Annotated in this window: 13 protein-coding genes; 8 read left to right on the top strand and 5 right to left on the bottom strand. The window is 72.8% G+C overall.

Going from position 1 to position 13,202, the window contains the following annotated elements:
- Positions 1-23: 23 nt before the first annotated feature.
- From ACFTZC_RS25600 to ACFTZC_RS25590, 3 genes are all read left to right on the top strand, one after another.
- Positions 24-629, top strand: a complete 606-nt coding sequence (locus ACFTZC_RS25600) for a DUF5998 family protein (RefSeq protein WP_365819180.1) — start codon at positions 24-26, stop codon at positions 627-629.
- A complete protein-coding gene (locus ACFTZC_RS25595) occupies positions 629-1,825 on the top strand; it encodes an alkaline phosphatase family protein (protein WP_382893505.1) in 1,197 nt (398 codons plus the stop codon). The genes ACFTZC_RS25600 and ACFTZC_RS25595 overlap by 1 nt, the downstream gene beginning before the upstream one ends.
- Positions 1,826-1,934: 109 nt before the next feature.
- Positions 1,935-2,585 (top strand): thymidine kinase, encoded by a 651-nt coding sequence (locus ACFTZC_RS25590; RefSeq protein WP_382893503.1) that lies wholly within the window; start codon positions 1,935-1,937, stop codon positions 2,583-2,585.
- Positions 2,586-2,637: 52 nt separating this feature from the next.
- On the opposite strand, the gene ACFTZC_RS25585 is transcribed toward ACFTZC_RS25590, so the two are convergent.
- Positions 2,638-3,414: a VOC family protein gene (locus ACFTZC_RS25585; protein ID WP_382893501.1), complete on the bottom strand. Its 777-nt coding sequence runs from the start codon at positions 3,412-3,414 to the stop codon at positions 2,638-2,640.
- Between the two features lie 217 nt (positions 3,415-3,631).
- Between ACFTZC_RS25585 and ACFTZC_RS25580 the strand changes: the two genes are divergently transcribed.
- Positions 3,632-4,456 carry a sulfurtransferase gene (locus ACFTZC_RS25580; protein WP_382893499.1) on the top strand — a complete coding sequence of 275 codons (825 nt, stop codon included), beginning with the start codon at positions 3,632-3,634 and terminating at the stop codon, positions 4,454-4,456.
- A 290-nt stretch (positions 4,457-4,746) separates the two neighbouring features.
- On the opposite strand, the gene sepH is transcribed toward ACFTZC_RS25580, so the two are convergent.
- Positions 4,747-5,781 carry a septation protein SepH gene (sepH, locus tag ACFTZC_RS25575; RefSeq protein WP_382893497.1) on the bottom strand — a complete coding sequence of 345 codons (1,035 nt, stop codon included), beginning with the start codon at positions 5,779-5,781 and terminating at the stop codon, positions 4,747-4,749.
- A 498-nt stretch (positions 5,782-6,279) separates the two neighbouring features.
- Between sepH and ACFTZC_RS25570 the strand changes: the two genes are divergently transcribed.
- Positions 6,280-7,221 (top strand): hypothetical protein, encoded by a 942-nt coding sequence (locus tag ACFTZC_RS25570; RefSeq protein ID WP_382893495.1) that lies wholly within the window; start codon positions 6,280-6,282, stop codon positions 7,219-7,221.
- Positions 7,222-7,260: 39 nt separating this feature from the next.
- Here the strand turns inward: ACFTZC_RS25570 and ACFTZC_RS25565 are convergent, their stop codons facing one another.
- Complete coding sequence (locus ACFTZC_RS25565; RefSeq protein WP_382893647.1) at positions 7,261-8,595, bottom strand: D-arabinono-1,4-lactone oxidase; 1,335 nt, start codon at positions 8,593-8,595, stop codon at positions 7,261-7,263.
- Positions 8,540-9,802 carry an MFS transporter gene (locus ACFTZC_RS25560; RefSeq protein ID WP_382893645.1) on the bottom strand — a complete coding sequence of 421 codons (1,263 nt, stop codon included), beginning with the start codon at positions 9,800-9,802 and terminating at the stop codon, positions 8,540-8,542. The genes ACFTZC_RS25565 and ACFTZC_RS25560 overlap by 56 nt, the downstream gene beginning before the upstream one ends.
- Positions 9,803-9,933: 131 nt before the next feature.
- Between ACFTZC_RS25560 and ACFTZC_RS25555 the strand changes: the two genes are divergently transcribed.
- Together ACFTZC_RS25555 and ACFTZC_RS25550 are read left to right on the top strand one after the other, a co-directional pair.
- Entirely contained in the window at positions 9,934-11,061 is a 1,128-nt protein-coding gene (locus ACFTZC_RS25555) for a ferrochelatase (protein ID WP_382893493.1), read from the top strand.
- Between the two features lie 11 nt (positions 11,062-11,072).
- Positions 11,073-11,873: an inositol monophosphatase family protein gene (locus tag ACFTZC_RS25550; protein ID WP_382893491.1), complete on the top strand. Its 801-nt coding sequence runs from the start codon at positions 11,073-11,075 to the stop codon at positions 11,871-11,873.
- A gap of 163 nt (positions 11,874-12,036) precedes the next feature.
- Here the strand turns inward: ACFTZC_RS25550 and ACFTZC_RS25545 are convergent, their stop codons facing one another.
- Positions 12,037-12,210, bottom strand: coding sequence for a hypothetical protein (locus ACFTZC_RS25545; RefSeq protein ID WP_365819162.1), 174 nt, complete (start codon positions 12,208-12,210; stop codon positions 12,037-12,039).
- 336 nt (positions 12,211-12,546) lie between these two features.
- On the opposite strand from ACFTZC_RS25545, the gene ACFTZC_RS25540 reads away from it, so the two are divergent.
- A complete protein-coding gene (locus ACFTZC_RS25540) occupies positions 12,547-13,200 on the top strand; it encodes a response regulator transcription factor (RefSeq protein ID WP_030745240.1) in 654 nt (217 codons plus the stop codon).
- Positions 13,201-13,202: the final 2 nt, after the last annotated feature.

Raw genomic sequence — 13,202 nt, 5'->3', positions numbered from 1 at the left:
TCCGGCCCCCGTAGGATGAGCTCATGGCGAAGACCGGTACGACGACCCAGGGGCTGCGCACGGCGATCGAGCGCAGCGGCTACTACCCGGCTCTCGTGGCCGAGGCGGTGGAGGCCGCTGTCGGTGGTGAGCCGATCTCGTCGTACCTGGTGCACCAGGAGACCACCTTCGACGCCAACGAGGTACGGCGGCATGTCACCGTCCTCGTACTGACCGCCCACCGCTTCATCGTCAGCCACACCGACGAGCAGGCCGCCGACTCCAGCTCCCCGACGCCGTACGCCACCACCTCCACCGAGTCGGTGCGGATCGACCGCATCTCCTCCGTCGTGGTCAGCCGCGTCGTCGCCAACCCGGAGTCCTACAAGCCCGGCACCCTGCCGCGCGAGGTCGTCCTCACCATCGGCTGGGGCGCCGTCTCCCGTATCGACCTGGAGCCGGCCGCCTGCGGCGACCCCAACTGCGAGGCGGACCACGGCTACACGGGCAGCTCCACCGCCGACGACCTGAGCCTGCGGGTCAGTGACGCGGGCGACGGCCCGGACGCCGTGCGGCAGACGCTCGCGTTCGCGCAGGCACTCTCCGAAGCCACCGCGGCCACGGCGGCCACCGCGGCGACCGGCCGCTGATGGCCGCCGAGTCCCTCTGGCAGGACCCCGTCCCGCTCGCCCTCTCCAGCGCGCCGCTGCCGCAGTACGGCAGCGGCTCGCTCGCCGATCTGCTGCCCACACTCGCCGCGGGCCAGGGTGTACCGGATCTGACCGCGACCATCGCGGAACTGACCCCCGCGGACCGGAACTGCGTCTTTCTGATCGACGGCCTCGGCTGGGAGCAGCTCAGGGCGCACCCGGACGAAGCGCCGTACATGACGTCGCTGCTCGCCACCTCGCGCGGTTCCACCGGGAGCCCCCTCACCACCGGATTCCCCGCCACCACCGCCACCTCCCTCGCCTCCGTCGGTACGGGACTGCCTCCCTCCGCGCACGGCCTGCCCGGGTACACCGTCCGCGATCCGGCGACCGGAGCGCTGATGAACCAGCTCCGCTGGAAGCCGTGGACCGCGCCGCACGTCTGGCAGCCGTACCCCACCGTCTTCACGCTGGCCGACGCGGCGGGTGTGCACACCGCGCAGGTCTCCTCCCCGACCTTCCAGCACACCCCGCTCACCAAGGTCGCGCTGAGCGGCGGCTCCTTCTTCGGCCGGCTCTCCGGCGAGGACCGGATGGACCTGGCCGCCGAGCAACTCGCCGCGGGCGACCGGTCGCTGGTCTACACGTACTACAGCGAGGTCGACGGCAAGGGCCACCGCTTCGGGGTCGACTCCGACGCCTGGCGCGGCCAGTTGATGTACGTCGACCGGCTCGTCCAGCGCCTCGCCGAACAGCTCCCGCCCCGTACCGCGCTCTACGTCACCGCCGACCACGGCATGATCGACATCCCCTTCGACGAGGAGTCGCGCATCGACTTCGACGAGGACTGGGAGCTGAGCGCCGGGGTCGCCCTGCTGGGCGGCGAGGGCCGGGCCCGTCATGTCTACGCCGTACCGGGCGCCGCCGCCGATGTCCTCACGGTCTGGCGCGAGGTGCTCGGCGAGCGGTTCTGGGTGGCGAGCCGCGACGAGGCGGTCGCGGAGGGGTGGTTCGGGCCGCCGGGCGCGATGGACGAGCGGGTGTACGACCGGATCGGCGATGTCGTCGCCGCGGCCCACGACGACGTGGTGATCACTGCCTCCGTCCAGGAGCCGCACGAGTCGGCGATGGTGGGGATGCACGGCTCGATGACCCCCGTCGAGCAACTGGTCCCGCTCCTCGAAGTACGCTCGTAACCGCTCGTACGCCTGTTTAACCGCTCGTACGCCCGTACGATGCCCATCGATCGCGGTGCGGCCCCCGCCGCCCGCGGCAGCCGAAGACCCGAAAGGCCGTCACCCCCTCATGCCAGAGCTGGTGTTCTTCTCCGGAACGATGGACTGCGGAAAGAGCACCCTCGCTCTGCAGATCGAGCACAACCGCTCGGCGCGCGGGCTCCAGGGCATGATCTTCACCCGTGACGACCGGGCCGGCGAGGGCAAGCTCTCCTCCCGGCTCGGTCTGGTCACCGACGCCGTCGAGGCCGCGGACGACTTCGACTTCTACGCCTACCTCGTGGACCGGCTCTCCCAGGGCGGCCGGTGCGACTACGTCATCGCCGACGAGGCGCAGTTCCTCGCCCCGGCCCAGATCGACCAGCTCGCCCGGGTCGTGGACGACCTGGAGCTGGACGTCTTCGCCTTCGGCATCACCACCGACTTCCGCTCCAAGCTCTTCCCCGGCTCGCAGCGGCTCGTGGAGCTCGCCGACCGGGTCGAGGTGCTCCAGGTCGAGGCGCTCTGCTGGTGCGGCGCCCGCGCCACGCACAACGCGCGCACGGTCGGCGGCGCCATGGTGGTCGAGGGCGCCCAGGTCGTCGTCGGGGACGTGCACCGGGGCGGCGACGAGGTCGGCTACGAGGTGCTGTGCCGGCGCCACCACCGGCGCCGGATGACCGCGGCGACCGCGCGGGCCGCCGCGCTCTCCCCGGACGTCCTGCCGGTCCCGGCGGGCTGACGGGCCGCGGCGGCACCGCTTCCCGCCGTGGCCGGTCCGCCGGTGGCCGGTCTCAGCGGCCGGCCGACCGTACGATCGTGAAGACCGCGCCCTCCGGGTCCGCGACCGTCGCGTGCCGTCCGTTCGCGCCCTCGCGCGGCTGCTGGAGCACCTGCCCGCCCAGCTCCGTGACCAGCCGCGCGGCGGCGTCGGTGTCCGCCACCTCGAAGTACGTCATCCAGTGCGCGCCCCGGTCCCGGGTGAGCGCCCGGCCCACCCCGTGCAGCGAGGCGACGGGGCGCCCGCGCAGACGCAGGGTCAGGAAGTCGAGGTCGGCCGAGACGACCGCCTCCACGTCGTAGCCGAACAGCGCCTTGTAGAAGGTGTCGACCGAGGACGTCTCGCGGGTGATCAGTTCGTTCCAGACAGGCGTGCCGTGCGCCCCGGCCACCGCGGTCCCCGTGTGCGCCGCCGCCTGCCAGATTCCGAAGACCGCGCCCGCCGGGTCGGCGGCGATGGCCATCCGGCCCGCCGAGGCCGCGTCCAGCGGGCCGACGCCGACCGTTCCGCCGCAGCTCCGGATCGTCTCGGCCGTCAGATCCGCGTTGTCCGTGGCCAGATACGTCAGCCAGGCGATGGGAAGGTGCCGGTCGGGCGGCAACTGACCGATCCCCGCGATCTCCTTGCCGTCGAGCAGCCCGCGGACGTACGGTCCGAGCTGCTGCGGCCCGGGCTCGAACTCCCAGCCGAACAGCGCTCCGTAGAACTCCTCCGTCGCGGCAAGTCCGTGCACCATCAGACTGACCCAGCAGGGTGTTCCTGGTGTGCGCCGGGTCGCTGCCTCGGTCATCGTCACTCTCTCCTCGGACCGTCGTGGTGGCCGTGCGGGGCGTGCCGATGCTCGCACCCACCGGCGCGCGGCGCCGCCCGGCCGCGCCGCAGTTGGCGGGATCTCGATTCGTTGTTTACCGGCGTGTCCTGGCCTTTACCCGCTGTTTCACAGGTCGTTACATCGCGTGGTCCGCCGACGCTCCCGCCGCGGGGGGCCGTACGCGAGGATGGTCGCCATGACAGCCATCATCACCGCAGCCGAACTCACCGGCGAGTCGGCGGGCCCGCGCCCGCCCGTACTGCTCGACGTCCGCTACCGGCTCGGCGGGCCGCCGGGACGGCCGGAGTACGAGGCGGGGCATCTGCCCGGCGCCGTATACGTGGACCTGGACGCGGAACTGGCGGGCCCGCCGGGCGCGGGCGGCCGGCATCCACTGCCCGACCTGGGGGTCTTCGGTGCGGCGATGCGCCGTGCGGGTGTCGGCGCGGACACGCCCGTGGTCACGTACGACGGGGGACTCGGGTGGGCGGCGGCCCGCGCCTGGTGGCTGCTGCGCTGGACGGGCCACGGCGACGTCCGGGTCCTGGACGGCGGTCTGGCCGGCTGGACGGGCCCGCTCTCCACCGAGATCCCGGCGCCGGCGGAGGGCGACTTCCGTCCCGAGCCGGGAGGGCTCCCCCTGCTGGACGCGGACGGCGCGGCGGCCCTCGCCCGGGAGGGGCTGCTGCTGGACGCCCGCGCGGCCGAGCGCTACCGCGGCGACGTCGAGCCGATCGACCGGATCGGCGGCCACATCCCCGGCGCGGTCTCGGCTCCCACCGCGGAGAACATGGCCGAAAACGGCACCTTCCGCCCGGCGCCGGAACTCGCGGCCCGCTTCGCGGCCCTGGGGGCCACGGGCCGGGACGTCGGCGTCTACTGCGGCTCCGGGGTCTCCGCCGCCCAGCAGGTGCTGGCCCTGGAACTGGCGGGCATCCGGGCGGCGCTCTACGCGGGCTCGTGGTCGGAGTGGTCGGAGGACCCCGCCCGCCCGGTCGCCAAGGGGCCGGACCCCCGGTAACGGCCCGGAGTTCCGGGCATCGGGGGAGCGCCCGCGGCGCGTCCGGGCGCACGTGAGAAGCATCCGAGGGGCCGGTGCGCACCCCCCGCGGGGGGGACCCGCCCCACCGCCAGCGGATATGGGGGTGTGGGAACCCCGTGACTCCTGCGTATTAAGACGGGGGCGGGTGTTTTTTTTTTAACATACCGCGTGCGGGGGGCCCACGGTTCACCCTCGGGGGGGGGGGGCCACCCGGGGGGTGGGATCCCCCCCGCCCCTCGGACTGCGTATAGGAGGGTGTGCGAACCCTGTCAGTCCTGCTTCTTACGACGGGTGCCGAAGACGATCTCGTCCCAGCTCGGCACCGCGGCCCGCCGCCCCGGGCGGACGCCGTCCGCCTCCGCCTGGCGGTCCGTCGTACCGGTGAGCCGGTCGCGGTGACCGGCCACGGAACGCGGCATCAGCACGTCCGCGTAGGCCGATCCGGCCCCGGCGGAGGCGGCGGGTGCCACCGGCTCCTCCGCGTCCGGCTCGTCCTCCGGGTCCACGCCCCCGGGCTCCGGGGGTGCGGGGCGTTCGGGCACGACCATGTCGCCGCGGAAGCTCGGCACGGCCTCCAGCAGGCTGGTGAGCGAGTCGCGTTCGTCGGCGTCGTCCGGCTCCGGGGCGACGGGGCGCTCCAACTGCCGGTCGAGGGAACGGTCCAGCGGCCGGTCGCGCGGCAGCCGCGCGATCCGCGGTACGAACGGGAAGCTCGGCTCCTTGGCGACCGTGTCGTCCGTGTCGCCGATCAGCGCGCGCGCCTCGTCGTCGACGGCCTGGACGAGACGCCGCGGCGGGTCGTACGTCCAGCTCGCCGAGTGCGGCTCGCCCGCGACCAGATAGACCAGCAGGACTTCCCAGGTGCCGTCGTCACGGCGCCACGAGTCCCACTGCACGGTCTCCTTGTCGGCGCCGCGGAGCGTCAGCCGCTCCTGCACGGCCTCGCCGAGCTGGGGTCCGGTGTTCTCACCGGGGCGGCGTACGGGGGTCTTCCTGGCGCGCTCGGCCATGAAGGCGCGCTCCGCGAGCACGGGGCCCTCGAAGCGGCGCACCCGGTCCACCGGGATCCCGGCGTGCTGCGCGACCTCCTCGGCGGAGGCACCGGCTCGTATCCGCGCCTGGATGTCACGCGGTCTGAGGTGGCTCTCCACCTCGATCTCGATCTGGCCCAGACGCGCACGGTCGTTGCGGACGGCGGCGCGCAGCCGCTCATCGATGGGGAGCGTGTACTCCGTGCTGTCGGCAGCCTTGAGCACCAGTCGTGTGCCGTCGTTGGAGACGGCCACGACACGCAGTTCGGGCATGGGAACCTCCCGGGTGGTGCCTGCCGACGTCACGTGCGTCGCTGCTTCCGCTAGTCGAGTGTGGCCTGCCCGGGTGCAGCCTGCCACAACCTTTCCGTGCTGCCCGGCGTGTCGGGCATGGGCCCTGGATCGCCGATGGCACGGTTACCCTGTGCGACGCGGAGTGACGAACCTGGTCACTCCGTGCAGCAGGCGCCCGTGCGGTGCCGCGGCTCCGCCGGATCGAGTGCCACGTTCGGCCCCCTTCCCGTTAGTCCCGGACCCCCATGAGGGAGTCCGGCCCCAGGGCTCGCCACAGTACTCCATTCGGGCCATCCGGGTGGACCGGCGCGCCGCCCAAGTTCTCGCAGGACCGGGGCGTTGATCCCTCCGTACCGTCCATGAGCGGCCGGACGAGGGTGTCTTGCTTCACAGAATCCACCTAAGCGGAACTATCCACTTCGCTCAGAGGTCACTCCTTGGTGCAAGGTGGGACAGATGTGCAGGCAGGGGCCGCAGATGGAGCAGAGGCTGACGACCGGTACACGAACGGACGAGAAGGCGGGAAGCGGCACGGCGGGCGAACGGGAGGAACGGCGCCGTAAGAGGCCGCGGATCGAACTCAGCCTGCCGCAGGTCGCGGGCAGCGCGCTCGCCGCGGTCGCCGCCGCGGTGCTCGCCTCCCAGCTCGGTGTGTACGGCACGATCATCGGCGCGGGCGTCGTCAGCGTCGTGGCCACCTGCGGTGGTTCGGTCTTCCAGCACTTCTTCCACCGTACGGGGGAACAGATCCGCGTCGCGGCGGTCCAAGCGAGGCCCGGTGGCCGGCAGGTGCCGGTGCCGCCGGACCGGGACGACCCGGGCCGAGGGAGCGATCTCCTCGGCTCCGCGCCGCCCGTGAACGAGGAGTTCAACCGGGCCACGACCCACGGCACCCGCCTCCGCGGCTGGAAGCGGCCGGTCCTCGCGGCCGCGGCGGTCTTCGGCGTCGCGATGGCCGGCGTCACCGGATACGAGCTGATCTCCGGTCAGGGCCTGAGCGGCGGCACGGGAACGACGGTCGGATCCGTGGTGAGCGGTGGCGGCCACCGGTCCGCCCCCACCCCGGCGACCGACCCCGCGTCCACTCCCTCCGGCGACACCGGGAGCGGTACGGGCGCCGGCGGCGACCAGGGCGGCACCCCGGGGAGCGGGACCTCGCCCACCCCGTCCGGCGGCGCCGCGCGCGACGGGACGACCAAGGACAGCGGGACCGGGACAGGCAACGGCACCGGCAACGGGAGCGACCCGACGGGCACCCCGTCCTCGCCGGCCCCGACGGACTCCTCGGGGCCCGCCCGGGACTCCGGCGGCGGCTCCGACACCCCGTCCACCCCGGCCCCGGCACCCTCCGGTTCCGGTACGGCGGACACCGGCACCGGCTCCGGCACCGGCGGCGACAGCGGTCCGACCGGCGGGTAGCGGGTGCGGGAGGAGGCGTACGGCGCGCATCGGTTCCCGTCAGTCCCCGAGAACCCGGCGCAGATAGTCGTTCCCGAACAGCCGGTCCGGGTCGAGCCGGTCCCGTACCGCAGTGAACTCCGCGAAGCGCGGGTAGGCCGCGGCGAGATATCCCGCGTCCCGCGTGTGGATCTTGCCCCAGTGCGGCCGGCCGCCGTGCGCGGTCATGATCCGCTCCACCGCCGTGAAGTACGAGCGGTGCGGCGTGCCCCGGTACAGGTGCACCGCGATGTAGGCGGTCTCCCGCCCCGAGGCCGTCGAGAGCGCGATGTCGTCGGCGGGCGCCGTGCGTATCTCCACCGGGAAACTCACCTTCAGCGGTGAGCGTTCGAGCATCGCCTTGACCTCGCGCAGCGCGCCGACCGCGGCCTCCCTCGGCAGCGCGTACTCCATCTCCACGAAGCGCACCCGGCGCGGGGAGGTGAAGACCCTGTAGGGGATGTCCGTGTACGTACGGGCCGAGAGCGCGCGGCTGGAGACGCGGGCGAGGGCGGGGATCGTCGCGGGCACGGCGCGGCCGAGCGCGCAGGCCACCCGGAAGGCGCCGTTGGAGAGGAGTTCGTCCTCGACCCACCCGGCGACCCGGCCGGGCGGCGCGGCGGGACCGGCGCTGCGGTTGTTGCGCTTGGTGTTGCAGTTGCCGGTGTGCGGGAACCAGTAGAACTCGAAGTGCTCGTTCTCGGCCACGTGTTGATCGAATTCCGCCGTGACCCGGTCGAAGGACATCGGCTCCTCACGGGCCGTCAGCAGGAAGACCGGCTCCACCGCGAAAGTGACCGCGGTGATCACGCCCAGCGCGCCGAGCCCGATCCGCGCGACGGCGAAGATCTCCGGGTTCTCCTCGGCCGAGCAGCGCAGCACCGTCCCGTCTGCCGTGACCAGTTCGAGCGCGCGGATCTGGGCGGCGATCGACGCCGAGTCGCGGCCGGTGCCATGGGTGCCGGTGGAGGTCGCGCCCGCGACGGTCTGCTCCATGATGTCGCCCATGTTCGTCAGCGACAGGCCCTCCCGGGCGAGCGCCGTGTTCAGGCGCTTGAGCGGGGTGCCGGCCGCGACCGTGACGGTCCCCGCGGCCCGGTCGATCTCCCGGATGCCGGTGAGCAGGTCGGGCCGTACGAACACCCCGTCCGTGGCGGCGACGGAGGTGAAGGAGTGCCCCGAGCCGACCGCCTTGACCCGGAGCCCGTCGGCCGCCGCCGCGCGGACCTCCCCGACCAGTTCCTCGACCGAGGAGGGGGACACCGTACGGGCGGGCCGGGCGGTCACGGTTCCCGCCCAGTTACGCCACGCGCTCATGGTCGTCGTGCTCCTCAGGACTGCCCGGTCCCCGGTCATCCGCCCCATGCCCTCCCCGCCTCCGTACCGGCTCACGCAGCCGGCGATACCCCAGGAACGCCACCGCGGCCGCGACGGCGCCCGCCACCACGGGCACCCTGTACCCCGCTCGTGCCCCTGCGGCGTCGACCACCCAGCCGGCGGCCGAGGAGCCGAGCGCCACACCGACCGCGAGCCCGGTACTGGTCCAGGTCATGCCTTCGGTCAGCTTGGTGCGCGGTACATGCGCTTCGACGAGGGCCATCGTGGTCACCATCGTCGGTGCGATGGACAGGCCCGCGACAAAGAGCGCCACGGCCAAGAGCGGGAGACTCCCGGCCAGTTGGAGGGGGATCATACTCACGGCCATCGCGCAGACACCCACCAGCCACCTCCGGGCCGGGGGACCGGCGAGATGCAGCAGCCCGAACACCATGCCCGCGCAGCAGGACCCCAGCGCGTAGACCGACAGGACCAGGCTCGCCGCGGCCTTGTGCCCCCGCTCCTCGGCGAAGGCGACCGTGACCACGTCCACCGCGCCGAAGATCGCCCCCGTCGCCACGAAGGTGGCCACCAGCACCCGCAGCCCGGCCGAGCCGAGAGCCGAACCCCCGGTGTGCTCCGCACGGGGCCGCGGTACGGGCTCGGTGGCGCGCTGCGCCGTCAGCCACAGGACACCGACCACCAGGAAGACCCCGGCGACGAGCGGGCCCGCCTCGGGGAACCAGGCCGTCGAGAGGCCGATCGAGATGATCGGGCCGAAGATGAAGCAGATCTCGTCGACCACCGACTCCCAGGAGTACGCGGTGTGCAGGGCGCGCGGGGAGTCCCGGTGGACCGTCGCCCACCGCGCCCGCACCATCGCCCCGACGCTCGGCATGCACCCCGTCCCGGCCGCGAAGACGAACAGCGTCCAGTCGGGCGCGCCCCGCTGGGCGCAGAGCAGCAGCCCCGCGATCGCCGTCACCGAGACCAGCATCGCCGGGCGCAGCACCCGCCGCTGCCCGTGCCGGTCCACCAGCCGGGAGATCTGCGGGCCGAGCACCGCGGCCGACATGGCCATCGCCGCGGAGACGGCGCCCGCGAGGCCGTACCTGCCGGTGAGCTGGGAGATCATCGTGACGGCGCCGATGCTCAGCATGGCGAGCGGCATCCGGCCGATCAGTCCGGCCGCGCTGAATCCCCGCGTACCGGGAACGTCGAACAGCGCGTGGTAGGAACGGGGCAACGCAGGCAACGGACGCTCCGGTAAGCGATGAATCTGGCCGCGGCAGCTTACGGCAGTCCGCCCGCCGCGCGCCCCCGGTTTTCCGGCGGGCTCCGTGCCCGGCGTACCGGGGCGGATGGCAGGATCGGAGCATGCCAGAACAGTCGGCGACTTCGCCCTACGACGCTCTGCTCCTGCTGTCCTTCGGCGGCCCGGAAGGCCCGGACGACGTGGTCCCGTTCCTGGAGAACGTCACCCGTGGCCGGGGCATCCCGAAGGAACGGCTCAAGGAGGTCGGCCGGCACTACTTCCTGTTCGGCGGGGTCAGCCCGATCAACGAACAGAACCGGGTGCTGCTGGACGCGTTGCGCAAGGACTTCGCCGGGCACGGCCTCGACCTGCCGGTCTACTGGGGCAACCGCAACTGGGCCCCGTATCTCACCGACACCCTCCGCGAGATGGCCGCCGACGGACGGCGCCGCGTCGCGGTCCTCGCCACCAGCGCGTACGCCTCGTACTCGGGCTGTCGGCAGTACCGCGAGGACCTGGCCGCCGCCCTCGCCACCCTGGCCGGCGAGGGGATCGAGCCGCCGCGCGTCGACAAGCTGCGCCACTACTTCAACCACCCGGGCTTCCTGGAACCCGTGATCGACGGCGTGCTCGCCTCGCTCGCCGATCTGCCCGCGGACGTACGGGCGGGGGCGCATCTCGCCTTCACCACGCACTCCATTCCGACCGCGTCGGCCGACACCTCGGGCCCGGCCGAGGGGCACGGCGAGGGCGGCGCCTACGTCGCCCAGCACCTCGACGTCGCCCGGCTGGTGGTGGCCGCCGTCCAGGCGGAGACGGGGATCGCGTACCCCTGGCGGCTCGTCTACCAGTCGCGCAGCGGCGCCCCGCACATCCCCTGGCTGGAGCCGGACATCTGCGACCACCTGGAGACGCTGAGCGCCGAGGGCGTCCCCGCCGTCGTGATGGCGCCCATCGGCTTCGTCTCCGACCACATGGAAGTCCTGTACGACCTCGACACGGAGGCCACCGCCAAGGCCGCCGAGCTGGGGCTGCCCGTACGCCGCTCGGCCACCGTCGGCGCGGATCCGCGGTTCGCCGCCGCCGTACGCGATCTCCTCCTGGAGCGGGCCGCCACCGAGCGCGGCCGCGCCGTGGAGCGGTGCGCCCTCGGCGCGCTGGGCCCGAGCCACGACCTCTGCCCGGCCGGCTGCTGCCCGGCCCGCGCCCCCAAGCCCGCCGCCGCGGGCGCCGACAGCCCGTACGCCTGAAGGAGCCCGCTGTGACCGACGCCCTCACCGGTGAACTGCTCGCGCTCGCCCTGGAGGCGGCCCGCCGGGCCGGCGCGCTGCTGCGCGACGGGCGCCCCGACGATCTGGCCGTCGCCGCCACGAAGTCCAGCCCCATCGATGTCGTCACGGAGATGGACATCGCCGCCGAGAAGCTGATCACCGGCTATCTCGCGGAGCACCGCCCCGACGACGGCTTCCTCGGCGAGGAGGGCGCCAGCACGGCGGGCAGCAGCGGTGTCCGCTGGGTCATCGACCCGCTGGACGGCACCGTCAACTACCTCTACGGGCTGCCCACCTGGGCCGTCTCCATCGCCGCCGAGCGCGACGGGGAGACGCTGGTGGGTGTCGTGGAGGCCCCGATGCGCCGCGAGACCTTCCGCGCCGTGCGCGGCGGCGGCGCCTTCCTGGGCGACCGTCCGCTGCGCTGCCGCCCCGCGCCGCCGCTGGAGCGGGCGCTGGTCTCCACCGGCTTCAACTACGTCACCACGGTCCGCGCCCACCAGGCGGAGATCGCCCAGCGGCTGATCCCGCAACTGCGGGACATCCGGCGCGGCGGCTCGGCGGCCATCGACCTCTGCGACGTGGCGGCCGGCCGGCTGGAGGGCTACTACGAGCGGGGGCTGCACCCCTGGGACCTCGCGGCCGGTGATCTCATCGCCCGGGAGGCGGGCGCCCGTACGGGTGGCCGCCCCGGTGTCCGGCCCGGATTCGAGCTCACCGTGGCGGCCACGCCGGGCGTCTTCGAGCCCCTCCAGGAGCTGCTGGAGGAGTACGGGGCCTGGCACGACTGACCGGCACCCGGGAGCCCCGGAACACGGAAGGGCCCCGGCACCGTCCCCTCGGTGCCGGGGCCCTTCTCTGCAGATCGTTTGCGGCTCTGATATTTCGTAAATCAGTGCGACTGGTGTCTGAGTGGCGGTATCCGGGGTGTCCGGTACGACGCGGTGTATCGGGTCAGACGCTGGCGGCGCCGACCTCCACACCGTGCTCGGCGGCGAGCCGGCGCAGGTCGTCCAGCTCTTCCTGTTCGACGTCCGCGAGGAAGTCGTCACCCGTCTCACGTGCACGGGTGAGGTCTGTTTCCGTGGCCTTTATACGCTGGAGAAGCCCGGCGGTGAACGCGTCCATTGCGCCCCCTCGTCGTGGGTCAGTGGCACGGGGGTGTGCCGACGGCGGGAAGATCAGGCGCCCACTGTCTTCTGGAGTGACAGTTATCCGGTGGGCAGATAAGGGTGTGGCATGCCACAAACAGGGCGTGATCTCGGGTGTGAAGTCGTCTTCCCCAGGGTCCGTCCCCGAGAAACCTCCCTGACTCCATCAATCCGGCCCGGGCCCGGACGTGCCTGGTCACCCGGCATCGTCTTACCGCCGGTTTATGGCCGATACGGGCAGGATGGGCCCGCACAACGAGTGCTGGAACCTGCCCTGATCACGGGAGACGGGCCAAGAGGAAGGAAGATCGACGTGCGCGTACTCGTCGTCGAGGACGAGCAACTGCTCGCCGATGCGGTGGCCACCGGACTGCGCCGGGAGGCCATGGCCGTCGACGTCGTGTACGACGGTGCGGCGGCCCTGGAGCGGATCGGGGTCAACGACTACGACGTGGTGGTGCTCGACCGCGATCTTCCCGTCGTGCACGGCGACGACGTCTGCCGCAAGATCGTCGAGCTGGGGATGCCCACCCGGGTCCTGATGCTGACCGCCTCGGGCGACGTCAGCGACCGGGTCGAGGGCCTGGAGCTGGGCGCGGACGACTATCTGCCCAAGCCCTTCGCGTTCACCGAGCTGACCGCCCGGGTCAGGGCCCTGGGACGGCGTACGACGGTGCCGCTGCCGCCCGTCCTGGAGCGCTCGGGGATCAAGCTCGACCCCAACCGCCGCGAGGTCTTCCGCGAGGGCAGGGAGATCCAGCTCGCGCCCAAGGAGTTCGCGGTCCTGGAGGTCCTGATGCGCAGCGAGGGCGCGGTCGTCTCGGCCGAGCAGCTGCTGGAGAAGGCGTGGGACGAGAACACCGACCCGTTCACCAATGTCGTCCGCGTCACGGTCATGACCCTGCGGCGCAAGCTCGGTGAGCCGCCCGTGATCGTCACGGTGCCCGGCTCCGGCTACCGGATCTGATG

It is taken from the genome of Streptomyces sp. NPDC056987, assembly GCF_042673865.1.
Lineage (GTDB): Bacteria > Actinomycetota > Actinomycetes > Streptomycetales > Streptomycetaceae > Streptomyces.
The sequence above is the reverse complement of the archived record's forward strand: the minus strand, read 5'-3'. Positions and strand labels throughout refer to the sequence as shown.